Raw genomic sequence first — 24,639 nt, 5'->3', positions numbered from 1 at the left:
GCCCAATCCATTCCCCCACCAGGGAAATCCCGTCTTCCCCGCAAACCACAGGCACAATACGCACCAACCATGTGCCGCGCCTCCGCTTTCGTTCGGGATTTGTTCCAAATCCGAACACGTCCACGTCGATGCCGCGCCGCCAGAATCCCCTTTTGACGCAGTCATGACCCCCGATACCCCTACGTCCGTCCTTCCCCAGTCCGCGCCGAACTCGCCGCGCTTCCTGCTGTACATGATTTGCCTGTTCGCTTCCGCCGGGCAGCTCGCCATCGACATCTACGTGCCCGCGCTGCCCGCGATGGCGCGCTACTTCGCCACCTCGCCGCAGGCCATCCAGACGAGCGTCACCGGCTACATGATCGCTTACGCGTTCGGCCAGCTGATCTTCGGACCGGTCTCCGATGCGTACGGCCGCAAACGCGTGCTCGCTTTCGGGCTCGTGGTGTTTACGATCGGCTGTCTGCTGTCGCTCACGGCGCCGAATCTGGAAACATTCGTGTTCGCCCGCTGCCTGCAGGGCTTCGGCATCGCGACCACCAACCTGCTCTCGAAGGCGATCATCACCGATTCGTTCGCGGGCACCGCGCTGATGCACGCGTTCACGTACATGTCGATCGCGTGGGGACTCGCGCCGATCATCGCGCCGGTGATCGGCGCGCATCTGCAAACCCTGTTCGGCTGGCGCGCGTGCCTCGTCTTCCTGCTTCTCTATTCGATCGTGATGTAGGCGATGCTGTGGCGCTATCGCGAGACCTTGCCGAAGCCCGTGCATCTCGAACCGCGCACGCTGATTGCGAACGCGCGCAAGGTGATATCGAGCCCGGTGTTCCAGAGCTGCTTCCTCGCGCAAGGGTTGTGCTACAGCATCCTGCTCGTGTTCAACATCATCGGACCGTTCATGGTGCAGAACACGCTGCACCGGCCGCCGACGTTCTTCGGCTATCTCGCGCTCGGCATCGGCATGATGTATTTCCTCGGCGGCCTGTCGAACCGTCTGCACGGTCCGCGTCTGCCGAGCGCCGAGCAACGGCTGCGCATCGGCGCGCGCGTGATGGCGGGCGCCTCGCTCGCGATGCTGCTGCTCGCGCTGACGGTCGGCCTGCGCGTGTGGACGCTCTCGATACCCGTCCTGTTGATGGGCCTCTGCGCGGGCGCGATGTATCCGACGCTGATGGCCAAGGGCAATTCGCTGTTCCCGCACATCGCGGGCCTGACGAGCGCGATCCTCGGCTGTGCGCTGCTGCTCGTGTCGTCGGCGCTGATGGGACTCGCCGGCTTCGTGTCGGTGCAGATTCTCACGCCGCTCGCGGTGTTCTTCGTGATCGTCGCGTTCGTCGTGGTGCTGATGGTGACGAAGCTGCTGCGCCATCTGGAGCAGGCGCGGCCGGAGGCTGCTGTGTGTGCGGGTAGTGAGGTTGCGTGAGCACCGGCACACGCGACGCAACGCAGTAAGCCACTCATCTCGCATCCAAACTGGCAGCCCGCAATCAATGAAGCGTGCCACCCAACCGCTCGATCCTGCGCACCTGGCGCGGCAACACGATATACATCCCCCACGCCGCGATAAAAACCGCACGCAGCAGATTCTCCGCATGATGCGGCAACGCAATGGCCAAGCCGGCCATCGCGAGGCTGGCGGGCACGGCCCACGCATACGTCGTTACCCCTAGCAGCGTGGCCTGCCGGAAGCCGAAGCGGCCCGATCCGCGTATCGCATGCGCAACGAGTCCGCCGCGCACCATGTACCCTGCAAGCGGCAAGCTCGCGAGCATGTAAATCAGGAACAGCATGATCGCCGGCATTGCCGCGATCGCAAGCGACCATGCCCGTGAATTCCTCGCAAAATCAGGCGTGAGCACGTCGAATGAGAACGTCATGAGCGGCACCACCGCCCTGGGAATCAGAAAGTGAAAAGCGAACATCGAGATCACAAGGAGCAGGATGCCGGCAAGGTACTGACGCCACGCGCACGACCACCACACGTACAGACGCCGGCCGAAGCTCATGCTCCTGCCGAGACGGAAGGGCGCGCCGCCGTCCTTTAGCGCGGCAAAGCCGGCCAATACGGCAAATAGCACGACCGCTATCGCGAGAATATAAGAACTCCATACAAAGAACGCCGGATGCGTTCCGCTCGTAACCGAAGCTGGTCCCGGCGTAGAAAAATTCTGCAGATGTTGAGCGACATAGTCCGACGGGTCGAGCGCCTGCGAAGAGTCGTGCGTTGCCATCTTGTCTCCCTGTTTTGTGACGTCACGGTGCAAGGCCAGTGATTCGAAACGCAGCGCAGCGGGCAAGCCGCGAGTGCTTCCTATGCCTCAGCATAGATGCCAGGCGGCCTATTTGTCATACATTTTCGATCTGGCTGTTCCAGAGTGCTTCGGCGTCGCATGCATGATGATCGAATGAGTGAACCTCACACGCGCCGATGCGATGCACGTAGTTCACAACGAAGACGAAAACATGATCGACACCACGGCATGCACTGATGCCCGGGTTGTGTGCTTCTGAACGGGATGACCGCTTCGGCGGAGTTTTTTGGATGGTTTCATGCTGCACAATCGCAAACTTCCACGATTGGGCAAACTAACGAAATCGGCCAATGACCAACCATCCTCTGGCATATGCAACGTTTCACGTCATGGGCGATGCAGTCGTGCCCATGTTCTGGACCGAGTACTTCGGCTTGTCGCCCGACACGGCTATAGCGAAAGGAGAGCCTTTTGTGACGCCATCGGGGCGCCTGGCCGGCCCCGGTCGCGTCGGCTTGTGGGGCTCGAGCAGCAAGCGATTCATACACAGTAACGACCTCACCCCGCATCTTCGCTTTCTCGTCCAAAGACTGAATCTCGCTCGCGTCGATCTTCCACAAGTCGTCGCCGAAAAAGAGGTGAAGCTGCGCTTTTTCTGCTACTGGAACACTCGAAGTGGCGACCGTGTAACGGATATCCCGCAGGATATCCGCACGATGATGGAAGCCCTTGGCGGGACCATCGAGATCGACGAGTACCGCGATTAGAATCACTGCGCGGGGCTGGCCTTGACGGCCCAGCGCGCCCCGAAAAATCGAACGCGGCGCCACTCATCCATGCGGTGGAACAGCCTGCCTGAAACGCGCTAATGCCCGTGCCGCTCCCCCATCGCCACGGCATCCTGCTTCGACTGCCGGCTCAGCATCAACGTCACGACCGCCGACACCGCCAGCGTCGCGCCGACCACATAGAGGCCCGCGGCATATCCGCCCGTCACGTTCTTGAGCCAGCCGATCGCGAACGGACCGACGAAGCCGCCGAGATTGCCGACCGAGTTGATCATCGCGATCCCCGCCGCCGCGCCCGCACCCGACAGGAACATGCTCGGCATCGCCCATAGCGGCGCCTTCGCCGCGCTGATCCCGACGTTCACGACCACGAGTGCGAGCACGATCATCAACGCCGTGCTCGCATGGCCGGCGAACACGAAGCCGACACAAGCCAGCGCGCACGGAATCACGACGTGCCACGTGCGCTCCTCGGTGCGGTCCGAGTGCCTCGCCCACAACACCATCGCGATCACCGCGAGCACGCTCGGCACGCCGGCCAGCAGCCCCGTTTCGAACGAGCCGAAACCGTATTGGCGGATAATCAGCGGCGCCCACAAGCCGAGCGTATACAGTCCCGCCGAGGTGCCGAAGTAGATCAACGCGAGCGCAAGCACGCGCGGATCGCGCAATGCGCTGAGCGCACCCGCCGTGTGGCCCGCATGCGCATGCCGCGCGTCGGCTTCGAGCTTCAGCTTCGCGATCAGCCAGTCGCGCTCTTCCGGCTGAAGCCATTGCGCTTGCGCGGGCTTGTCGGTCAGATACTTGAGCACGAAAAAGCCGAGCACGATCGCGGGCAACGCTTCGAGTATGTAGAGCATTTGCCAGTCGGCGAGTCCGGCGAGGGGCGGCAGCTTCATGATCGCGCCGGAAATCGGCGAGCCGATTGCGGTGGAGATCGGCGCGGCGGCCATGAACCACGCGGCCGCGACCGCGCGCTGGCGCGCCGGAAACCACAGGCTCAGATACAGGATGATGCCGGGAAAGAAACCCGCTTCCGCAACGCCGAGAATGAAGCGCAGCGCGTAGAAACTGTTCGGTCCGACGACGAACGCGGAGGCGAGCGACACGAGCCCCCACGACACCATCACGCGCGCGATCCAGCGGCGCGCGCCGACCTTGTGAAGGATCAGATTCGACGGCACTTCGAACAGAAAATAGCCGATGAAGAAAAGCCCACCGCCGAGTCCGAAGGCGGTCGGCGAAAGCCCGATGGCCTTGTTCATCGACAACGCGGCGAAGCCCACATTCACGCGGTCGAGAAAACTCACGAAGTACAGCAGCATGACGAACGGGATGATCCGCAGCATCAGCTTGCGGGTCACCCGGCTTTCGAGTTCGGAAGTCATTGTCTCCTCCTGCGGCACGCAGCCGTGAGCCGCGCGCGGCTTGCACGCTGGCCGGCTCCGGGTCGCGCCAGTCGGGTTGGGATGGTGTTCTGGCCGTGTCATGGCGCGGTATAGCCGCGCGTCGGCCTTGTCTGAAGCGGATGCGGTCCGTGCGTTCAGGTCGCGCTCGGGTCGCGCTTAGGTCACACTTAGGCAACCGCCGGATCAAGCACCGGCCAGGCTTTGGCCGGTGCTTGATCGCGCGCTCAGGCCGCGCCTGAGGTGCGCTCCGTTCACACCTCGCATGCACTCACGCGGCGTTCGGCACCGACGCCGCTTTCTCGATGAACGCGCAAACGGCCGCCGTCACCTGGGCGGTCGTGGCCGTGCCGCCGAGGTCACGCGTATGCAGCGACTCGTTCGCGGTGACCGCTTCGACGGCCTGCATCACACGCTTTGCTGCGTCGAATTCGCCGAGGTGTTCGAGCAGCATCACGACCGACCAGAACGTGCCGACCGGATTCGCGAGCCCCTTGCCCATGATGTCGAACGCGGAACCGTGAATCGGCTCGAACATCGACGGATAGCGGCGCTCCGGATCGATGTTGCCGGTCGGCGCAATGCCGAGGCTGCCGGCAAGCGCGGCCGCGAGGTCGCTGAGAATATCGGCGTGCAGGTTGGTGGCGACGATCGTGTCGAGCGTCGCCGGACGATTGACCATGCGCGCGGTCGCCGCGTCGACGAGTTCCTTGTCCCACGTGACGTCCGGAAACTCCTTCGAGATCTGGAGCGCGATCTCGTCCCACATCACCATTGCGTGACGCTGCGCATTGCTCTTCGTGATGACGGTCAGCAGCTTGCGCGGACGCGACTGCGCGAGCCGGAACGCGAAGCGCATGATGCGCTCGACACCGGCGCGCGTCATGACCGACACGTCGGTCGCGGCTTCGATCGCATGGCCCTGATGCACGCGGCCGCCGACGCCCGAATATTCGCCCTCCGAATTTTCGCGGACGATCACCCAGTTCAGGTCTTCGGGCTTGCAGTACTTCAGCGGCGCGTCGATGCCGGGCAGGATGCGCGTCGGGCGCACGTTCGCGTATTGATCGAAGCCCTGGCAGATCTTCAGGCGCAACCCCCACAGCGTGATGTGATCGGGAATGTCCTTGTCGCCCGCCGAGCCGAACAGGATCGCGTCCTTGTCGCGAATCGCGTCGAGCCCGTTCTCCGGCATCATCACGCCGTGCTGGCGATGGTAGTCGCCGCCCCAGTCGAAGTTCTCGAACTCGAACGTGAAGGCGCGCGTGCTCTTCGCGAGTGTATCGAGCACCTGCGCGCCGGCCGGCACGACCTCCTTGCCGATGCCGTCGCCGGGAATGGTTGCGATGCGATAGGTTTTCATGTCTCCGTCCTGTGCTGTGTGAAGGGTGTGATCGCACTCTAGCGCTGTCTCGCGGGTAAAAACCGGTGCTAGACTCAAAGCATCTTTAACCTGTATTCACAAATAAAAGGGGGCTGAGAACGCGATGAGCGCTACCGTCCAGCCATCGGATCTGAGCTTTTTCTCGACGCTCGCCGCCTCCGGCAGCCTGAGCGCGGCCGCGCGCGAACTGGGGCTGACGGCCGCCGCGGTCAGCAAGCACCTCACGCAGATGGAGCAGCGCGCGGGCGTCGCGCTCGTCAATCGCACGACGCGCCGCATGATGCTGACGCCCGAAGGCGAGCTGTATGTCGAGCGCGCGCGGCGGATTCTCGATGAAATCGACGAACTGGCCGAACTGCTCGGCTCGGCGAAGAAAACGCCGAAAGGTCTGCTGCGCGTGAACGCAACGCTCGGCTTCGGGCGCAGCCACGTCGGGCCGGCCATTTCGCGCTTCGTCGCGAAGTATCCGCAGGTGTCGGTGCAGTTGCAGCTCTCGGTCACGCCCCCGCCCCTGACCGACGACAGCTTCGACGTCTGCATCCGCTTCGGCGAGCCGCCCGATACGCGCGTGGTCGCGCGCCGCCTCGCGGCGAACCGGCGCCTGCTGTGCGCGGCACCGTCGTATATCGCGGCGCACGGCGTGCCGCAGACCGCGCATGATCTGACGCGCCACAACTGCATCGGCATCCGTCAGGGTGACGAAGCTTATGGCGTGTGGCGCCTGACTTCGGGACGGGGCGCGGCACGCAGGACGGAAGCGGTGCGCATCAAGGGCTCGCTGACCACCAACGACGGCGAGATCGCCGTGAAGTGGGCGCTCGAGGGACACGGCATCCTGATGCGCGCGGAGTGGGACATCGAGCAGTATCTCGCCGACGGCTCGCTGGTCCAGTTACTGCCCGATCACGACACGCCGAACGCGGATATCTTCGCGGTGTATTCGCCGAGGCATCAGATGTCGAATCGTATTCGCGCGTTCGTGGAGTTTATTGCGCGGGATCTGGGTGGTGAGGTGAGGGTGGCTGGGTAGGGTGGTCGGGTGAGAATGAGCGGCTGTGGTTGTGTTTTCCGAGTTGTCTTATTGATGCTGGTCTTGCGGCCCCTGAAGCTACAAGCTTCGGGGACACTTCTTCGTGCTTCCTATCGTCGCAACAAGCAATATTGCAAACGACCGCGCGGAGTATGTCGTAGATGATTATCAGGCTAATCGATCTGGTGCTTGTACTACTGCCAACCAGCGCTCTCGCATGCAATACCTCTCAGAACCTCCCAGGTCAAAACATCGACGTATATTTCGAAAGAAATTCGGCTCAGATATCGGCAGATCAAGTTTTAAAGATGGCGAATTGGGCCATCGACATGCGCCTCAGGTATCCCATTCAAGAGGTACTGTCCATCGGCGGATTGGCTGAAGCAAATGAAAAAGAACCGGAGAAATTGGCACTGCAACGGGCCGATTCGGCAAAAGCCATGTTGATGCAATTCGGTCTGACTCAGGTTCTATACGATGTTCGCGCCAGGATCTACAAGCCTCTTGTCCACTTGACCGAACCACCTGAAAAGATCAGGCGCGTTGAGATCGAATTATCCCCGGGTTGTCGTGGCAATTGCTGCGGCGAAAAGTAATGCGTCACAAGCCATGCATGAGGCAAAAGCACTCAACCCGGAATTGGGCGGACACACGCTGAAGCACGTCGACAAGGACGAAGCATGGCTCAAGGAGCAACTGAGGCGAGGCCCGTATATTCCCGCTGCATCATCATTCACAGATATCAGGCAGGCAGAGTGGGCCATCGCGGAAGCGATGCGCGCCAATGTCACGAAAATAGAGACGTGGGCAACAGTACCGCGCCACGACTTGGTACTATTCGATCATGAATGATGGAGCTTATAGCCATCTCGAACAGCTGGTCATGGCTCGATTCCATGAGGACTATTCGCTCTATGGGAATTCGATACCTGAACTGGTTCTCTCCTATAAAGCGGAAATGACCGAAGACGAAAGAATCGCGACGCTGGAAGAGATAGCCCGATTCCAGAAGGCCAATGTGAATTGTCTGGACAGGGCGTTTGACGATCTTTTTGGCTGCCATTGCGACCCGGCTCTTTGGGACCACACTACGGCCTCGTTCCTTGACGAATTGAAACATCTTCTGAGCGAGTAATCCGCGGGTTGTCGCAGCCGTGGGCGCGCCGCGTCCAGCCACCACCCACCCAAGCCGAACCTGAACCGAAACAGGTAACGATGCCGAGACCCCACCCCGCGCTTCAACGCAGTCAAAAAGCCCCCATGACGCGGGCACGCAAGCGCCTGCTGATCGTCGGCGCGATCGTGCTGATCGTCGTCCTCGGCTGGATACTCGCGCTCGTGCTGCAGCCCGCGTTCCAGCGCACGATCGTCATCACGACCGGTGCCGACGGCGGCATCTATCGCGGCTTTGCCGATCGCTACGCACCGCTGCTGAAGCACGAAGGCATCAAGCTCGACATTCGCAGCTCGTCGGGCTCGATCGAAAATTATCAGCGGCTCACCGACCCCGACAGCACCTACGAAGTCGGCTTCATCCAGTCGGGCACGACCAACCCCAAGGACACCGACAACCTGCAAACGATCGCCGCCGTCTCGTACGAACCGATCTGGGTGTTCTATCGCGGCGACGCGACGATCGACCTTCTCTCGCAACTGCGCGGCAAGCGCATTTCGCTCGGCGTGCCCGGCAGCGGTCTGCTCAACGTATCGCAGGTCCTGCTCGGCTATAGCGGCATCACGAGCCGGAACTCGACGCTGCTGCAAATGGATGCGAACGCTGCTTATCAAGGGCTCCAAAGCGGTCGGATCGACGCGGCGTTCTTTATCGGCAGACCCGACGCCGACATGCAGCGCACGCTGCTCACGAGCAACCTGAAGCTGATGAGCTTCGCGCAGGCCGACGCGCTCGTGCAGAAATTCCCGTCGCTCTCGAAGATCGTCCTGCCGCGCGCCTCGGCCAGCGTCGCCGACGATCTGCCGCGCGCCGACGTCACGCTGCTCGCGGCCACGGCGCTGCTCGTCTCGAAGGACACGCTGCATCCGGCGCTCCTCTATCTGCTGCTCGATGCGGCGCGCACGGTCCACGGCGGCGAGGACTACTTCACGCCGATCGGCACGTTTCCGAATCTGCACACCCAGGAATTCCCGATCTCCGACGAAAGCATCCGCTACTTCAAATCGGGCCGGCCGTTCCTGTACCGCTATCTGCCGTTCTGGCTCGCGAGTCTCATCGAACGGCGGCTGCTGATCCTGCTGCCGTTCATGGCGCTTCTGATCGGTCTCATACAGGCGCTGCCGCGCACGCTCGAAGCGCGCATGAAAAAGCGGCTCGAGGTCTGGTATCGCGAGATCAAGGCGCTCGAAGACGAGGTATGGAAAAACTTCGCGCCGACTCGCGCGCAAATCGCGCAATGGCGCGACGAGATCGAGAGCATCGACGCAAGCGCGAGCCAGATACGGATTCCGTATCGCTACTTTCAGGACGTTTACGCGCTCAAGCAGGCGATCGGCATCGTGCGCGACCGGATCGCCCACGCGGCGGAGAGGGCGCAGAAGTAGACGCTCACGCGCGCGGGCCTTGCAGCTTACGGCGCGGTAACCGCTTGCGCCCGATCCTCGCGCCGCTTCGCCAATCGCGGTATCGTGTCCGCCTTCCCCCTGCTCAAGCGCCGATCCGCCGATGCCGTCCCGCCATAGCGCCGCCTTTACCGCCCTACTCGCCGCCGCGCTGTTCGGCGCGACCACGCCGCTCGCGAAAGCGCTGCTCGATTCGCTATCGCCGTTTCTGCTGGCGGGCCTGTTCTATCTCGGCAGCGGGGTCGGCCTTGGCATCGCGATGCTGGCGCGCCGCGTGGTGCGTCGAACGACGCGTCGTTCGGCCCAGCGCTCGACATCGCCCGCCGCCGCCCAGCCAACAGAACCGCACCGCTTTCCGCTGCGCGACGTACCGTGGCTGGCCGGCGCAATCGCCGCGGGCGGCGTCGCCGGGCCTGCGCTGCTGATGCTCGGCTTGAACACCACGCCGGCCGCCACTGGCTCCCTGCTGCTGAATCTCGAAGGCGTGTTCACCGCATTGATCGCATGGATCGTATTCCGAGAAAACGTCGACCTGCCGGTGTTCGTCGGCATGCTCGCCATCGTCGCGGGCGGCGTCGTGCTGGCCTGGCAGCCCGGCGCGGCGGACCTGCCGCCGGGCGCGCTGCTGCTCGCCGGCGCATGCGCGTGCTGGGCCGTCGACAACAATCTCACCCGCAAGGTGTCGACGCACGACGCGACCTTCATCGCCTGCGTGAAGGGGCTCGTTGCGGGCCCGGTGAACGTGGCGCTGGCGTTCGCCGTTGGCGCGAGCTGGCCGCACGGCACGACCGCGTGGAGCGTCGCGCTCGCGATGCTGACCGGCTTCGCGGGATATGGCGCGAGCCTCGTGCTGTTCGTCGTCGCGCTGCGCAATCTCGGCTCCGCGCGAACCGGTGCGTACTTCTCCGTTGCGCCGCTCTTCGGCGTCACGCTGTCGTGGCTGCTCTGGCCCGAACTGCCGACTTCGCAATTCTGGGTAGCGGCCGCGCTAATGACGCTCGGCGTGTGGCTGCATGTGCGGGAACGCCACGAGCATGCGCACACGCACGAGGCGCTCGACCACACGCATCGCCATCGGCACGACGCGCATCATCAGCACGAGCACGATTTCGCATGGGACGGCGAGGAACCGCATACCCATCCGCATCACCATGCGCCGATCACGCATGCTCATAGGCATTTCCCGGATATCCACCACCGCCACACCCATTGATTTTCCGCGCGCTCCCATCGGGCAACCGTTTGCTGCGACGCAAGATAAAAATCTCTGTGGAACGGGTCGTGCGATAGGCCAATTCAATTGGCATAGTGGCGGGTCGCGTCCTGTAATGGACTCCTGCCGTTCACGTTGTGTTTACGTTCCGTCCACCCAGCCCGCCGCCCCATCCGGAGAGATCCATGTCGCAGCCTCAGCCCAATGTAGACGAACTGGTGAGAAGCATCGCCGAAGAAACCGACACGCCAGCCGAAACGGTATCCCGCCTGTATGCGGATACGCTCGCCAATTACCGGCAGGACGCGCGCGTATTCGATTACGTGCCGCTATTCGCCGCGAAGAAGGTACGCGCCCAGCTTCGTCACAACCCGGATCGCGGTCACTGAAGGCACCTTGACCGCCTGGTTGCACCCGCAGTGACACCACCGGCGCGCGGTCACGCGCGCACCCACCCTAAAAAAACACACGCCGCGCGGAACCATTCGACCCGTGGTTCCAGATTTTGCGCGCCTCGTGGAGCTAACAATGGCGCCACGAATTTTCTATGCTGACGGTTCGATCGTTCCCGGCAGGCATGCTGTTGCCCGCCTCATTCGATAAGGAACCGCACCTATGTCCGCCCAGATCCTGATTCGCGCCGTCATCCGCGAAGATTTCGACGCATGGCTGCCGCTATGGGATGCGTACAACGCGTTCTACGGCCGCTCGGGCGAGACCGCGCTGCCGCGCGACATCACGCACATCACCTGGCAGCGCTTCTTCGACGGCTACGAGCCGATGCACGCGTTCGTCGCCGAGCGCGACGGGCAACTGGTCGGCCTCGTGCACTTTCTCTATCACCGTCACACGACGCTGGCCGGACCGATCTGCTATCTGCAGGACCTCTACACGCTCGACACCGAGCGCGGCAAGGGCGTCGGCCGCGCGCTGATCGAAGCCGTGTATGCGCGCGCCCAGGCCGATGGCGCGGAACGCGTCTACTGGCAAACGCACGAGACGAATCGGACCGCGATGAAGCTTTACGACAAGGTCGCGGACAGGTCGGGCTTCGTCGTGTATCGCAAGGCGCTGTGACGCACCACGCGTCGCAATTCCGCAGCGAACGCAAAAAAAGCAGCCGGAAAGACGAAAGGCGCACCACAGGGTGCGCCTTTTCGTTTTCCTGAACCCACATCAGCAATGCGATATCAGGCTTCGAGTTGCTCCAGCACCTTGCCCTTGGTTTCGATGCCGAGGAAGTGCACCGCGATCGCCGCGACGAACGGCACGGCAGCGAGGATATAGAACGCCACTTCGAGATTGCCGCCGATCATCGTCTTCGACACGATGGCCGGCGCGAAGATCGCCGCGATCTTGAGCCAGGCGCCGCCCACGCCGCAACCCATCGCGCGGATGCTCGTCGGGTACAGCTCCGGCGTGTACACGTAAGCGGTGATGAAGCCACTCGCGAGGAAGCCAAGCGCGAATGCACAGAAGGTTGCGACCACGTACACCGACGAGTCGTGCAACACGCCCGCCATCGCCAGCGACACCGCGCACAGGATGAACGAGATGTTGATGATCGGCTTGCGTCCCACCGCATCGACCAGCAGCGCGCAGACGAGCGAGCCGACCACGCCGAGCACCGAAGCCGCCACGGCCAGGTTCAGCGCAAGCTGCAACGGCGCGTGATAGATCGTGCGGTAGATCGTCGGCAGCCAGGTGGACAGACCGTACTGGATAAAGCCGCAGGTCACCCACAGCATCGCCACGGCAATCGTGCGCTTCAGGTAGGCCGGGCCGAACAGGTCCGAGACGCTGCGCTTCGGATGGCGATTGACCATCTCGTCGAATTCGGCCGAGCTTGCCACCGGCGGCAGCGGCACCTTGGCGGCCCGTTCGAATGCGAGCACGGCGGAATCGGCTTCGGCCATCCGGTCGCGCACGGCGAGCCAGCGCGGCGATTCCGGCACGAGCTTGCGCAGCGCGAAGAACAGGATCAGCGGCATGCCGCCGATGAAGTACATCGCCGGCCAGCCGAAACGCGGCACGATCCACGCCCCCATCGCGCTCGACGCGAGCAGCCCGATCGGGAAGACGATTTCGTACAGCAGCACGAAACGCCCGCGGCCATGCGCGCGGCTGATCTCGTTGATATAGGTCGCGGCCACCGGCAATTCGCCGCCGAGTCCCAGCCCCTGGATAATGCGCAGCACGACGAATACGGCGAACGTCGGCGCAAAACCGCACGCAATACTCGTGATGCCGATGATGCCCGAGCTCAGCGCAATTGCCTTCACGCGTCCGCCGCGCTCCGCATACCACGGAAACAGGAACGCGCCGATCAGTTGTCCTATGGAGCCGGAGCCAAGCAAAAAGCCGACGTCCCACGGCGTCAGGTGCCACTTCGCAATCAGCAGCGGCAGCGTCGTCGCGATTGCGATCACGTCGAAGCCGTCGAAGAACGTCGCGAGACCGATCAGGATACGGGCACGTACTTGCAGCGCGTTCCCCGGCAGGCGTTCGAGCCTCGCGATGATCGAGCCCTGCGTCACGGCGCCTGAAACACCGGCGCTGCTGCGGTCTCCTGTTGAGTTATCGATGGTTCTCATGCCAAGGTGCCGTCCGTAAAAATGGTTAGGCAAGCGCCGTAGAGGCGTCAGTCAGGGTGGCAAGGTCGATGATCCGGCCTTGATTCATCCACTTGCGCGAGAGCTTCAGTTCGCGCGGAGTGTTGATCGCGATCACGCCGCGAATCGTGTTGTCTTCCAGATAGAACAGCGTCGCGCGCCGCGTCGACAGATCGCCGCGCACCGCGAGTGGCGCATCGGCCGGAATGTCGCCGAGAATCTGCAGGTTCACGTCGTACTGATCGGACCAGAACCACGGAATGTCCGCATACGCTTCGAAGTTGCCGAGCAAGGCCTTGGCCACGGCAATCGCCTGGTTCTGCGCGTTGGCCCACGACTCCAGCCGCACGCGGCGCTTGAGCCATGCGCTCGGATGATTCGCCACGTCGCCGCAGGCGAAGATGCGCGGGTCGTCGGTCGCGCCGAAATGATCGACGACGATGCCGTTCTCGACCTTCACGCCCGCCGCTTCGGCAATCGCCGTGTGCGGCGTGAGACCGATGCCGGCCACCGCAAAATCGGCGTCGAGCGTCGAGCCGTCCGCGAACGTCGCGCGAATCCGCTTTGCGTCGTCCGGGTGATCTTCGAGCGCGACGAGCGAGGCGTTCAGGCGCACGTCCACGCCGTTCGCGCGATGCAGATCGAGCAGGAAGTCCGACACCAGCGGCGGCAGCGAGCGCGCGCACAGACGCGGCGCGCCTTCCACCACACAGGCTTCGACGCCGAGCTTGCGCGCGGTCGCCGCGACTTCGAGACCGATCCAGCCGCCGCCGACCACGAGCACGCGCTGGCTCGCGCGCAGCCGTTCGCCGAGCGCGACCGCTTCGTCGAGCGTACGCAGATAGGTGAGATGCGAGGTCTTCACGAGCGCGTCGGGCAAACGGCGCGCCGCGCCGCCGGTCGCGATCACGAGGCGGTCGTATTGCACTTCGCGGCCCGACTGCGTGCGCACGATGCGCTGTTCGCGATCGATCGAGGTCGCGCAATCGGGCTGCCATGCTTCGACGTTCAGCGCGTCGAAGTCGTCGGGCTTCACGAGGCGCACGGTTTCGATATCGGCTTCGCCGGCCAGCACGGCCTTCGAGAGCGGCGGGCGCTCGTAGGGTAGATGCACTTCGTCGGCGATCATCACGAGGCGGCCGTCGAAGCCTTCCTTGCGCAACGTCTTCACGACCCAGCCGGCCGCCTGGCCGCCGCCGATCACGACGACCGTGCGCGGCGCTTCGAGCCCCGCATGCGCGGCCTGGGCCTTTGCGGTGGCGGCGTCAGTCATTTTTGCGCTCCGTCATGAACTTGCCTTCCGGCGCCTTCGCGTCTTTCTGCCGGCGCGTATTGCCGTCGATGCCGCCTTCGATCGCCCATTCGGCGAACACGGTCGGACCCGGTTCGAATTCGCGCGGCTGCCATTCGGGCGTGAGCTGGTCTTCGTCAGCGTAGTACTCGATCAGGCCGCCGGCCGGATTCTTGAAGTACCAGAAGTACGCCGACGACACCGGATGACGTCCCGGCCCGAGCTGCGTTTCCCAGCCGCAACGGTTGATGTGCATGCCGCCGCCGAACACTTCGTGGATGTCGCGCACGGTGAACGCGACATGGTTCAGGCCGCGTTTGCCGTTCGGCAAGGCCAGCAGGAAGAGGTCGTGGTGGCCGCCGTGCGGCGCGCAGCGCATGAACGCGCCGCGGCCCGGATAGCGGTCCGAGGTCTCGAAGCCGAGCAGTTCGTGATAGAACTTTTCCTGTTCGGCGAGCTGGTTCGTGAAGAACACGACGTGGCCGACCTCGACCGGCTCCGCGCGTTCATAGACCGGCGACGGCTGATCGACGCGCAGCGTCTTGCCCCACACGTTCGACGGCGAACCCTGCACGTCGACCGCGCGCTTGCGCGTCACTTCGACGCGAATCGCCATGCCGTTCGGGTCGATGCAGCCGAGCGCGTCGTCGGTTTCGTAGTGGCCGGGCTGGCCGGCGAAGCGGCCGCGCAGTGCGTCGAGTTCCGCCTTCGTCGCGACGCCCCACGTCACTTCGCGCAGCGTCGGGCCGTCCTCGAACGCGGGCGGCAGCGCCGCGTCGTTCGCGTCGACGACGAGCACCGTGCAGCCGTTCATCGTTTCGAAACGCGCGTGTTGGTCGTCGAACGCGGTCTCCTTGAGACCCCAGTCCGCGAAAAACCGGCGGCAGGTGGCGAGATCCGTCACGCCGTAGGTAATCTGTTCAATGCCGAGAATCGTCATAACGTGCCTCTTCCTTGCTGCCTTAGTTCGCCCACGCCAACGGCGCTTCGTTCAAGCCCCAGTAGAGGCTCTTCTGTTGCATGTATTCGCGAATGCCGAGACGGCCCTTTTCGCGTCCCATACCGCTCTCCTTCCAGCCGCTGAACGGCGTCGAGATCGAGAACAGCTTGTAGGTGTTGATCCAGATCGTGCCGGCTTCGAGCGCGCGCGCAGTGCGGTAGGCGCGCTTGTAGTCGCGCGTCCAGATGCCGGCGGCGAGGCCGAACACACTGTGGTTCGCTGCCTTGAGCAGCGCCGCTTCGTCATCGAACGGCATCGCGACGAGCACCGGCCCGAAGATTTCCTCCTGGCAGATGCGCGCCTCGTTAGTGAGGCCGTCGAGAATCGTCGGTTGCAGATAGGTGCCCGCTTCGCGGCCGTCGCCGACCGGACGCTCGCCGCCGCACAGCAGACGGCCGCCTTCTTCGAGGCCGAGCGCGATATAACGCTCGACCGATTCGCGATGCGCCTGCGTAATCAGTGGACCCATCTGCGTGTTGTCGCGCGACGGATCGCCGACGCGCAGCTTGCGCGCGCCTTCGATGAGACGCTGCATGAATGTGTCGTAGATCGAGCGCTGCACGAACAGGCGCGAACCCGCGATGCACGCCTCGCCCGACGAGCTGAAGATGCCGTACAGCACGCCGTTGACCGCGTGATCGAGATCGGCGTCGTCGAACACGATGGTCGGCGACTTGCCGCCGAGTTCGAGCGACACCGGCATCAGCTTGTCCGCCGCGATGCGCGCGATGCCGCGGCCCACTTCGGTGCCGCCCGTAAACGACACTTTCCTCACGAGCGGATGGCGCACGAGCACGTCGCCGATCACCGAGCCCTTGCCCGGCAGCACGCTCACGACGCCCTTCGGCACGCCCGCTTCCTCGCAGATGCGCGCGAGCGCGAGCGAGACGAGCGGCGTGACTTCGGCGGGCTTCAGCACCACCGCGTTGCCGGCCGCGAGCGCCGGCGCGAGCTTCTGCGCGTCGGAGGCGATCGGCGAATTCCACGGCGTGATCGCCGCAACCACGCCGATCGGCTCGTAGAGGCTCATCGTCAGATAGTCGCCGCGCGACGGCGTGACTTCTTCGTCGAGCGTTTCGAGGCAGGCCGCGAAATAGCGGAACGTATTCGCCGCGCTCGCGACCAGCACGCGCGTCTCGCCGATCGGCTTGCCGTTGTCGCGGCGCTGCAGATTCGCGAGCGCTTCGTGGCGCGCCATGATGAGGTCGGCGATGCGGTACAGGATCAGCGCGCGCTGATGCGGCTTCAGACCCGACCAGTCCGGCTTGCGCCACGCGGCGTCGGCGGCTTCGACCGCCTCGCGCGCGTCGTCGGCGCTGGCCGTCGAGATTTCCATGTTGACCGACTGATCCGCCGGATACAGGCTTTTATACGGGTTGCCGCGCCCTTGCCGCCATTCGCCGCCGATAAAAATATCGCCGTTGGGCACGAGGCTGGTATCGAAGTGAGTCATGTCGGTCATTCCGGTTGCTTGCAGGCCGGGGGCCTGGTGGGTCTTAGATCACGCAACGCGCGGCGCGATTGCGCAGCGCGCGGATCGCGCTGTAAGCGGTCAACGCGGACGTCTTCGGGTTGTCCGGCAGCGGCTTGCCGCTCATTTCGAGCGACATCTCGCCGAACGCGCCGCGCGCGAGAATGCGGTGCACATTGCGCGTCACGTTCGGATCGGCGATCAGCTTGACCGTCGTGTTGTCGAGGCCGAGCCCGGCGAGCGCGATCGTCGCGGCAACGTTGGCGTTCTTCGGATAGAGCCGCGCCGCATCACGCGCGGTGCCTTCGAAAATCACCTTCTCTTCGCTAAGCGTACGCAGGTCGCAGACCTCTTCGGCCGGCGTGCCGAGCCAGCCGATCGGCGGCTTGCGGCCCGTGTACAGCACTTCGTCGAGACCGCCGAAACGCGCCGAGGCGATCGCATCGATACCGCCGATCGCGCCCGACAGCAGCGTGACCGTCGCGTCGCCCGCATCGGCCGCGGCGGCGAGCGCGTCGAGCAGCGCGACGTCGGAGAGCGCACCGATCGACGCAACCGCGCAATCGGTGCCCGACTTCAGCAGCGGCACGATGTGATCGACGAGCGCGCTGTGGCCCGCGCATTCGAGCGCGAACTGCGGCTTCGTGCTGAGCGCCGCCACCGACGACACCACGTCGACGCCCGCGCCCACCATGTCGCGCACCGACGTCAGCTGCTTCTCGGGAACGATCACATGCGAGACGCGCACGGCCGGATCGCCGGCGACCGAGCGGTACACCGCCTGGCCAATCGCGCCAAAACCGATCATCGCGACATCAAGGGGCGCGTGGTGCCCCGCGTAGCCGACCTCATGCATGTTGCGGCTCCTTTTCCTTGACCGGCGGGCCCGCGAACTGGGTCGCGAAGGTGCCGACCGACAGCATGTCCACCTCGACCAGCACCGGGCCGGTCTGCGCCATGCCTTCGCGGATGATCGCGGCGGCGTCGTCGAGCGACTTGATGCGGTAGTGCGGCAGCTTCAGGCTTGCGCAGAACTGTGCGAAATCCGGCTGATGCAGTTGCACGTAGCAGCGGCGGCCGCCGTATTGCGCGTCCTGGATGTTGCGGATCACGCCGTAGCACTGGTCGTTCATCAGCACGATCATCACGTTGGCGTTTTCCTGCACGGCCGTCGCGAGTTCGCCGACGTTGACCATCAAGCCGCCGTCGCCGCACAGCGCGACGGTCTTCGCCGCATTGCCCGCGAGCGCCGCGCCGATGCCCATCTGCATGCCCTGGCCGATGCCGCCGCCGAGCGCATGCACGCCCGCGCGCGGCGAGAAGATCTTCAAGAGGCGGTTGCCCCACGTGCTGTTCGAGATCGTGACGTCGCGCACCCAGTTGTAGTCGCGGCCCACGGCGTCCTGCAGCGCGTCGACGAGACGCTTGTACGGACCCAGACCCTTGGCGACGTCGGCAACCGCGCTTTCGCGCGCGGCAGCGAGGTCCTGCGCGAACTGCGGATCGACCTTCAGCCTGCCTTCGAGCAGCGTCGCGAGTTCCTCGAGCACCGCGGAGGCGTCGCCGTGAATGAACATCTCGTTGCGATAACCGCGGTTGTCGGCCAGCGCGTCGGCGTCGATGCGATACAGCGGCTGCGGCAGCGCGAGCTTGTACTTCAGCGTTTCATTGCCGCGCAGACGCGAGCCGACCACGACGAGCGCGTCACAGGTCTTGTAGAAGCTCTCGACCGCCGAGTGCACGTTGAACGCACCGAGCGTGGCCGGATGATCTTCCGGCAGCACGCCACGGCCCTGCACGCTCGTCACGACGCCGAAGCCGAGTGCGACCAGACGCTCGACCGCCGCGCGCGCGTGGCGCGTGCCGCCGCCGAGCCACAGCAGCGGGCGCTTCGCCTTCGTCAGTTGTTCGGCGAGTTGCGCGACGCGGTCCTTGCAATGCGTGAGCGTCGTCACGTGGGGCGCGGCGAGATCGTTCGGCCACTCGATTTCGGCCGCCTGGATGTCGATCGGAATCTCGACGCTGACCGGGCCGCTCGGCGCCGTTTGCGCAACGCGCACGGCTTCGCGGATCGTCGGCAGCGCGGTTTCGACCGAACGCACGCGGAACGCGGCCTTCGAGATCGATTGCAGCATCGAGAGCTGGTCCGGCGCTTCGTGGATATACGCGAGGTCCTGGTCGAGGTATTCGGTTTCGATCTGGCCGGTCACGTGCAGCAGTGCGGTGCCCGCCGTCAGCGCTTCGACCATCGCGCCCGCTGCGTTGCCCGCCGCGGTGCCCGTGCTCGTGAACGCGACGCCGAGGCCGCCCGAGACGCGCGCAAGGCCGTCGGCCATGTTCACCGCGCCGGCTTCGCCGCGCGCGCCGACATAGCGGATCTTGCCGCGCGTGTTGATTGCGTCGAGGATCGGCATGTTGTGGATCGAGATCACGCCGAATGCGGTTTGGACGCCGCATTGCTCGAGAAAGGCGGCGATCAGTTCGCCAACGGTGGTTTTATTAGACATGTCGTGCAACGCCTCCAGAAACATCGATGTGACTGCCCGTCGTGTACGACGACAGCGTGGTAGCCAGATAAAAAAGCGCTTGAGCGGCCTCTTCGGGACGACCGAAACGGCCCAGTGGAATGTTTTTCTTGCGCGCCAGCTCGCCGGTCCAGTCTTCCCAGCTCTGGCCCGACTGTGCCTGGGTCTCGTAGCGGCGGCGCCACTGCCCCGACTCGACGATGCCGATCAGGATCGAGTTGACGCGGATGCGCTGCGGCGCGAGTTCGACCGCGAGCGACTTCGTGAGACTCAGCAGACCCGCGCGCGCCGACGAGGTCGCCACCATGTGCGGCTCGGGCTGCAGCGCGAGCAGCGAATTCACGTTGACGATGGCCGCGTTGCGGCCGGCGCCGGCGGTGTCGTCGAGCATCGGCAGAAACGCGCGCGTCGGGCGGATCACGCCGAAGTACTTCAGGTCGAGCTCTTCGCGCCATGCGTCGTCGCTCGTGTCGGCGAAGGTCGAGACGCGCCCCTGGCCCGCGTTGTTCACGAGCATGTCGGTGCGGCCGAAGCGCTGCTGCACGGCCTGCGCGAATGCGCTCACTTCGTCGGCATCGAGCACGTTGCAGCGCTGCGCGAGCAGTTGCGCGCCGGGAAACTTCGCGACGAGCGCGGCTTGCGCTTTCGCGAGACGCTCGCTGTCGCGGCCGCAGATCGCGACCGACGCGCCCGCTTGCAGAAACAGTTCGGCGGTCGCGAGACCGATGCCGGACGAACCGCCCGTCACCACCGCTACCTGTCCGGTCAAATCGATTTGGATCATCAGAGCCCCAGTGCCTTCATGTATTTGTTGCCTGCGTTCGGTCCGAGCTTCGGCCGGTAATTGAGCCGCTGCGACAGTTCTTCGGCCGCGCGGCGCACCTTGTCGACGAGCCCGCCGTCGAGCAGCGACACGTCGATCTCGCGGCGCGGGATCGTCGTCGTGATGACCGCGACGATGCGGTTCGTGTCGTTGCGCACCGGCGCGCTGACCACCGAAATGCCGCGCTCGAACGACGACTCGCTGATCGCGAAGCCGCGCCGCGCGTCGTCGCGAATCCGTTCGTAGAGTTCGTTGACCGTGGCCGGCGTCTGCGCGGTGAAGCGCTCCAGTTCCGGCTCGGGATAGAGCTTCTTCAGGTCGTCGAGCGTCAGGTCGCCCATCAGCACCTGGCCGTGCGTCGTCGCATAGGCGGGCAGGCGCGTGCCGACGTTGACCTTCACCGAGCTGAAAATCGGCGCATGGCTTTGCGCCTTGGCGACGAACACCACGTCGCGTCCGTCGCGAATCACGATATGGCTCGTGAGGCCGGTGTCGTCGCGCAGCCGCTCGATGATCGGCAGGCCGAGGTCGGTCAGCTCCAGCGAGCTCAGGTATTCGAAGCCGAGCCGCAGCACCGCGATGCCGAGGCGATAGTTGCGGTCCTTGTCGGCGCGTTCGAGAAAACCGAGCGATTCGAGCGTCTGCAGCAGACGGAACACCGTCGTGCGCGGAATGTTCAGGCGGCGCGACAGTTCCGGCGCGCCGAGCACCGGCTCGCGCGGCGAGAACTCCATCAGGATGTTCAGGCCTCGTTCGAGACCCGGCACCCGGTAGCCGGAATCGCTGCTGGTTTCGTTGCGCTCGGCGTCGGGCGCATCAGGCGTGTCGGGCGTCATTGCATGGCTCCGCGTTGGCTCGGTTAGATGCCGCTTGCGCGGCTGAACGTATCGATGATCGCGGTGTACGCGGCGGGTTCTTCGATATAGCCCGCATGTCCCGCGCGCGGCACGATCTGCAGGCGGGTGCGCGCGGCGAGCGCGATCTTTTCGCAGGCTTCGGGCGCGGTAATCGTGTCTTCGGCGCCGACCGCGACGTTGACGCGGCCTTCGTAGCGCGCGAGGTCGCCGGCGAGATCGGCGTTGGCGAGCAGATGCGTGGCCTGCGCGTAACCGTGCGGGATCACGCGCGCCATGTTCCAGCGCACCCATGCGCGCGCCGCGTCGTTCGCGTGAGCGGACAGCATGTTGGCGCTGCGTTTTTCGGCGAGCCCTTGCGGGCCGAGTTCGTTGAGCATCGCGAGACGCTGAGCGCATTTCGCGTCGCGCACGTCAGCGGACGCCGCGCCATAGCCGCCCGCGGGCGACAGCAGCAGCAGACCGGCAAGACGCTGCGGATGCGCAAGCGCGAATGCGCCGGCGATGATCGCGCCGAGCGAATGTCCGACCAGCACGCAGCGTTCGATGCCGAGCGTGTCGAGCCATTCCTTCAATACGGCCGCGTAGTCCTGAGCGAGCGGCGAAGCCGCCGCGACCGGCGTGGATGCGCCATACCCCGGCGCATCCCAGGCCAGCACGCGGCGTGTCGCGCCGAGCGCGTCGAACTGCTGCACCCACGATGCCGCGCCCGAACCGATGCCATGCAGCAGCACGAGCGGCAGCGCATCGTTGCCGGCCTGGCCGGCTTCGCGATAGCTCACGACGCGTTGCGCGGCCAGGCTGCTGTGCTGCGCCGGATAGCGCGCGAGACGCGCTTCGAGCGCGGCATGCTGATCGGCATTGGCGGACGGGACTACGGACATGATTGCCTTCGCGGGTGAAGTGAAACGACGTGAACGGCTCGACGATGGCGCGGTACTTCAATTGCGCCTCAGTGGTGCTGCGGTTACGCCTTGTTTGCAGCCAGATCGCGCTTGATCTTCGCGAGTGGCGAATCCGGCGGATACGTCGGCGTGATCGGCTTCGGCGAACCGAGCATCACGCACATCAGCGCGTCTTCCTCGCCCACGTTGATCTCCGAGCGGTACACGCCGGGCGGCACCGAGATCAGGTCGCGCTCGCCGAGCACGGCTTCCCACGTTTCGCCGTCACGCTCGCAGACCACCTTCATCTTGCCGCGCAGCACGAAGAAAATTTCTTCGACATCCATATGAATATGGCTCGGACCGATGTTGCCGGCCGGGATCACCATCGTCGAGAACGTGAAGCCGCCTGCCGGCACGGTGTTCATGTCCTTCGCGACGCCGGTGCCGCCCGTGCCGACGTAGCGCATCTGCGCACGGCGATACTTCGGGTCGTAGTCGGCCTGGAATTTCAGCGCGTCCCAGTCGTAGCGACGCGTTTCGAAGCGCGCGACGCGGCCGTCCAGCCACTGCTGGAAGTTCGCGTCCGCGGGTTGGTCCCAGGACTTGCGTTCGTTGTCAACGTCCGCCATCTGTTTCTCCTTTCGATTCGACAAGATCAATTCATCACGAAGCCGCCGTTGACCGGCAGCAATTGGCCGGTCACAAAGCGGGCGGCATCGGACAACAGGAACAACACCGGCCCGGTTACGTCGTCGGGCACTTGTGCGCGCGTGAGCGCGCGGCCTTGCAGGTAATACTGATGGCGCTCCGCCGGCACGTAGGCGGTCGCCTCGACTTCGGTCAGGCCCGGCGCGATCGCGTTGACGGTCACGCCGTGCGCGCCGAATTCGCGCGCAAGCGAGCGCGTCATCGAGATCACGGCGCCCTTGCTCGCGACGTACGCGAGCAGCTTCGGCGCGCCCCACATCGCCGTGTCCGAGGCGATGTTGACGACGGCGCCACGGCCCGAGTCGCGCAGATACGGCAGCGCGGCGGTGCTCATGAGCCAGGTGCCGCGCACGTTGACGTTCATCACGGCGTCCCACGTATCGACCGTCAGCTCGTCCGCGAACTTGCCGCCGGAATTGGTGATTGCCGCGTTGTTGATCAGCGCGTCGAGGCCGCCGAACTGCGCCGCGCCCTGCTCGGCGAACTGCTTGACGCTGGCCGGATCGGCAAGGTCGAGCGGCAGGTAGGTCGCCGCGTGGCCCTGTTCCTTCAGCGATGCCGCGAGCGCGCGGCCCGCGTCGTGCAGCACGTCGCCGAACACGACCTGGGCACCGGCTTCCACGAGCGCGCGGACGAACGCCGCGCCGAGACCGCGCGCGCCGCCCGTGACGAGAACGCGCCGGCCCTTGAGCGCTGCGAGTGCGTCGTTATGCATGGCTGTGACCGGCTTCGGTGGTGGCCGGCGCGGCAGCGGCCGCTGCCGCGCGATAGGCGTCGAGGTCGGTGACGTGCTGTTGCGCGCGTTGGCGCAGCATGCGGCGCACGCGCGTCATGCCGACGTCGTGCTGATACAGGAACTCGTGATCGCGCGCGTTCGGCGCGAGGCTTTCGAGAACGTAGCGGTCCTGTTCGAGCACGTCCCAGTGCAGACCTTCGAGGCGGTTGCGATACAGGAAGCGCCATGCGTCGCGCTGCCAGCCCTGCACCTTGCGGGTACGCCAGAAGTAAACCTGGCAATTGTCGCCCTCGACCGGCACCGCGAAGCCGATGATGCCGAAGCTGCCGCCCGGGCCGAACTTCTTCTTGTAGGGAATCGCGAGGCGCATCCACAGGGCGCCGGTTTCGCCGAGTTCGACCCAGTCGAAGTTGACGTCGCGCTGGCCGATCTTTTCGAACATCAGACCGGTTTCGGTCTTGCGCACGCGCATGTCGGCCTGCTTGTCGCCTTCGGCCATCGAGTGCGAGGTCGCGTGCAGATAGGCGCCGTGCATCGGGTCCATCACGTTGTCGATCGCGTACTGGTAATTGCACTTCCAGTTCGACATGCACAGGAAGCTGGCGTATTCCTCGCCGACCAGTTCTTCCGGCAGCACGAGCGGCACGGGTTCCTTGTGCGCTTCGTCGCCGAACCACAGGAAGATCGCGCCGGCGTGTTCTTCGACCGGATACGACTTCACGCACTTCTGGCCTTCGAGCGGGCAGCTCGCGACCGCCGGCACGTTGACGACCGTGCCGCTGCCGTCCACCTGGATGCCGTGATACCAGCATGCGACGCTGCCGCCGAGGTTCCAGCCGAGCGACAGACGCGCGCCACGGTGCGGGCAGCGGTCTTCGAGCGCGTGGACTTTGCCTTCCTGATCGCGCCACAGCACGATCTGGTCGCCGAGACGGGTCACGCCGATCGGCGCGTTGCCGACCTGCCAGCTCGGGGCGACCGGATACCAGTAATTGCGGAGACCTTGGTCGAGGTACGACTTGATCGGATCAGCCGTGCCTTCGGTTGTAGTGGGGGACGTCATGAAGAGACTCCAGTACGGA

The 24,639-nt window shown here is 64.7% G+C and carries 24 protein-coding genes and 1 pseudogene; 10 read left to right on the top strand and 15 right to left on the bottom strand.

The window, feature by feature from the left end; translation table 11 throughout:
• The first annotated feature begins 163 nt into the window (after positions 1-163).
• Positions 164-1,423 (top strand): annotated as a pseudogene (locus G3N58_RS02960) (multidrug effflux MFS transporter).
• Between the two features lie 64 nt (positions 1,424-1,487).
• Here the strand turns inward: G3N58_RS02960 and G3N58_RS02955 are convergent.
• Positions 1,488-2,231 carry a hypothetical protein gene (locus tag G3N58_RS02955; RefSeq protein ID WP_205998430.1) on the bottom strand — a complete coding sequence of 248 codons (744 nt, stop codon included), beginning with the start codon at positions 2,229-2,231 and terminating at the stop codon, positions 1,488-1,490.
• Positions 2,232-2,602: 371 nt separating this feature from the next.
• Between G3N58_RS02955 and G3N58_RS02950 the strand changes: the two genes are divergently transcribed.
• The gene (locus G3N58_RS02950; protein WP_167038800.1) at positions 2,603-3,019 is read left to right on the top strand and encodes a DUF4279 domain-containing protein; all 417 of its coding nucleotides are present in this window, start codon (positions 2,603-2,605) and stop codon (positions 3,017-3,019) included.
• A gap of 98 nt (positions 3,020-3,117) precedes the next feature.
• Here G3N58_RS02950 and G3N58_RS02945 read toward each other — a convergent pair whose 3' ends face one another.
• Positions 3,118-4,428 (bottom strand): MFS transporter, encoded by a 1,311-nt coding sequence (locus G3N58_RS02945; protein ID WP_167038802.1) that lies wholly within the window; start codon positions 4,426-4,428, stop codon positions 3,118-3,120.
• A gap of 289 nt (positions 4,429-4,717) precedes the next feature.
• Positions 4,718-5,809 carry a tartrate dehydrogenase gene (locus G3N58_RS02940; RefSeq protein ID WP_167038804.1) on the bottom strand — a complete coding sequence of 364 codons (1,092 nt, stop codon included), beginning with the start codon at positions 5,807-5,809 and terminating at the stop codon, positions 4,718-4,720.
• Positions 5,810-5,933: 124 nt separating this feature from the next.
• Here G3N58_RS02940 and G3N58_RS02935 point away from each other — a divergent pair, with 124 nt between their 5' ends.
• From G3N58_RS02935 to G3N58_RS02900, 8 genes are all read left to right on the top strand, one after another.
• Entirely contained in the window at positions 5,934-6,860 is a 927-nt protein-coding gene (locus G3N58_RS02935; RefSeq protein WP_205989050.1) for a LysR substrate-binding domain-containing protein, read from the top strand.
• A gap of 161 nt (positions 6,861-7,021) precedes the next feature.
• On the top strand, positions 7,022-7,456 hold the full coding sequence (locus G3N58_RS02930; RefSeq protein ID WP_205989051.1) for a hypothetical protein: 435 nt from the start codon (positions 7,022-7,024) through the stop codon (positions 7,454-7,456).
• Complete coding sequence (locus G3N58_RS02925) at positions 7,431-7,712, top strand: RNase A-like domain-containing protein (RefSeq protein ID WP_167282465.1); 282 nt, start codon at positions 7,431-7,433, stop codon at positions 7,710-7,712. Before G3N58_RS02930 ends, G3N58_RS02925 begins: the two co-directional genes overlap by 26 nt.
• Positions 7,705-7,995, top strand: coding sequence for a contact-dependent growth inhibition system immunity protein (locus G3N58_RS02920; RefSeq protein ID WP_167282467.1), 291 nt, complete (start codon positions 7,705-7,707; stop codon positions 7,993-7,995). Before G3N58_RS02925 ends, G3N58_RS02920 begins: the two co-directional genes overlap by 8 nt.
• A 125-nt stretch (positions 7,996-8,120) precedes the next feature.
• The gene (locus G3N58_RS02915; RefSeq protein ID WP_205998429.1) at positions 8,121-9,419 is read left to right on the top strand and encodes a TAXI family TRAP transporter solute-binding subunit; all 1,299 of its coding nucleotides are present in this window, start codon (positions 8,121-8,123) and stop codon (positions 9,417-9,419) included.
• Between the two features lie 121 nt (positions 9,420-9,540).
• Positions 9,541-10,650 carry a DMT family transporter gene (locus G3N58_RS02910; protein ID WP_205998428.1) on the top strand — a complete coding sequence of 370 codons (1,110 nt, stop codon included), beginning with the start codon at positions 9,541-9,543 and terminating at the stop codon, positions 10,648-10,650.
• A gap of 185 nt (positions 10,651-10,835) precedes the next feature.
• Positions 10,836-11,039 carry a DUF3562 domain-containing protein gene (locus G3N58_RS02905; RefSeq protein WP_167038815.1) on the top strand — a complete coding sequence of 68 codons (204 nt, stop codon included), beginning with the start codon at positions 10,836-10,838 and terminating at the stop codon, positions 11,037-11,039.
• Between the two features lie 226 nt (positions 11,040-11,265).
• Entirely contained in the window at positions 11,266-11,727 is a 462-nt protein-coding gene (locus G3N58_RS02900; RefSeq protein ID WP_205998427.1) for a GNAT family N-acetyltransferase, read from the top strand.
• Positions 11,728-11,840: 113 nt separating this feature from the next.
• On the opposite strand, the gene G3N58_RS02895 is transcribed toward G3N58_RS02900, so the two are convergent.
• The 12 genes from G3N58_RS02895 to G3N58_RS02840 all read right to left on the bottom strand — a co-directional run bounded on the left by G3N58_RS02895 (position 11,841) and on the right by G3N58_RS02840 (position 24,620).
• Positions 11,841-13,244, bottom strand: a complete 1,404-nt coding sequence (locus tag G3N58_RS02895; RefSeq protein ID WP_167038819.1) for an MFS transporter — start codon at positions 13,242-13,244, stop codon at positions 11,841-11,843.
• A 25-nt stretch (positions 13,245-13,269) separates the two neighbouring features.
• Positions 13,270-14,535 (bottom strand): FAD-dependent oxidoreductase, encoded by a 1,266-nt coding sequence (locus G3N58_RS02890; protein ID WP_205998426.1) that lies wholly within the window; start codon positions 14,533-14,535, stop codon positions 13,270-13,272.
• On the bottom strand, positions 14,528-15,493 hold the full coding sequence (locus G3N58_RS02885) for a VOC family protein (RefSeq protein WP_167038823.1): 966 nt from the start codon (positions 15,491-15,493) through the stop codon (positions 14,528-14,530). Before G3N58_RS02885 ends, G3N58_RS02890 begins: the two co-directional genes overlap by 8 nt.
• Before the next feature lie 22 nt (positions 15,494-15,515).
• Positions 15,516-17,006, bottom strand: coding sequence for an aldehyde dehydrogenase (locus G3N58_RS02880; protein ID WP_205998425.1), 1,491 nt, complete (start codon positions 17,004-17,006; stop codon positions 15,516-15,518).
• A gap of 43 nt (positions 17,007-17,049) precedes the next feature.
• On the bottom strand, positions 17,050-17,880 hold the full coding sequence (locus G3N58_RS02875) for an aspartate dehydrogenase (RefSeq protein ID WP_205998424.1): 831 nt from the start codon (positions 17,878-17,880) through the stop codon (positions 17,050-17,052).
• On the bottom strand, positions 17,873-19,531 hold the full coding sequence (locus tag G3N58_RS02870) for a thiamine pyrophosphate-binding protein (RefSeq protein WP_167038829.1): 1,659 nt from the start codon (positions 19,529-19,531) through the stop codon (positions 17,873-17,875). Before G3N58_RS02870 ends, G3N58_RS02875 begins: the two co-directional genes overlap by 8 nt.
• A complete protein-coding gene (locus G3N58_RS02865; RefSeq protein ID WP_205998423.1) occupies positions 19,524-20,333 on the bottom strand; it encodes an SDR family oxidoreductase in 810 nt (269 codons plus the stop codon). The genes G3N58_RS02870 and G3N58_RS02865 overlap by 8 nt, the downstream gene beginning before the upstream one ends.
• The gene (locus tag G3N58_RS02860; protein ID WP_167038833.1) at positions 20,333-21,208 is read right to left on the bottom strand and encodes an IclR family transcriptional regulator; all 876 of its coding nucleotides are present in this window, start codon (positions 21,206-21,208) and stop codon (positions 20,333-20,335) included. Before G3N58_RS02860 ends, G3N58_RS02865 begins: the two co-directional genes overlap by 1 nt.
• A gap of 23 nt (positions 21,209-21,231) precedes the next feature.
• On the bottom strand, positions 21,232-22,110 hold the full coding sequence (locus tag G3N58_RS02855; protein WP_205998422.1) for an alpha/beta fold hydrolase: 879 nt from the start codon (positions 22,108-22,110) through the stop codon (positions 21,232-21,234).
• Between the two features lie 83 nt (positions 22,111-22,193).
• Complete coding sequence (locus tag G3N58_RS02850) at positions 22,194-22,742, bottom strand: cupin domain-containing protein (protein WP_167038837.1); 549 nt, start codon at positions 22,740-22,742, stop codon at positions 22,194-22,196.
• Between the two features lie 26 nt (positions 22,743-22,768).
• The gene (locus G3N58_RS02845) at positions 22,769-23,536 is read right to left on the bottom strand and encodes an SDR family oxidoreductase (RefSeq protein WP_167038840.1); all 768 of its coding nucleotides are present in this window, start codon (positions 23,534-23,536) and stop codon (positions 22,769-22,771) included.
• Complete coding sequence (locus G3N58_RS02840) at positions 23,529-24,620, bottom strand: aromatic ring-hydroxylating dioxygenase subunit alpha (RefSeq protein ID WP_167038842.1); 1,092 nt, start codon at positions 24,618-24,620, stop codon at positions 23,529-23,531. Before G3N58_RS02840 ends, G3N58_RS02845 begins: the two co-directional genes overlap by 8 nt.
• Positions 24,621-24,639 lie beyond the last annotated feature (19 nt).

Source organism: Paraburkholderia sp. Ac-20342, from assembly GCF_017104985.1.
Lineage (GTDB): Bacteria > Pseudomonadota > Gammaproteobacteria > Burkholderiales > Burkholderiaceae > Paraburkholderia.
This window is presented reverse-complemented; position numbering and strand designations above follow the sequence as displayed.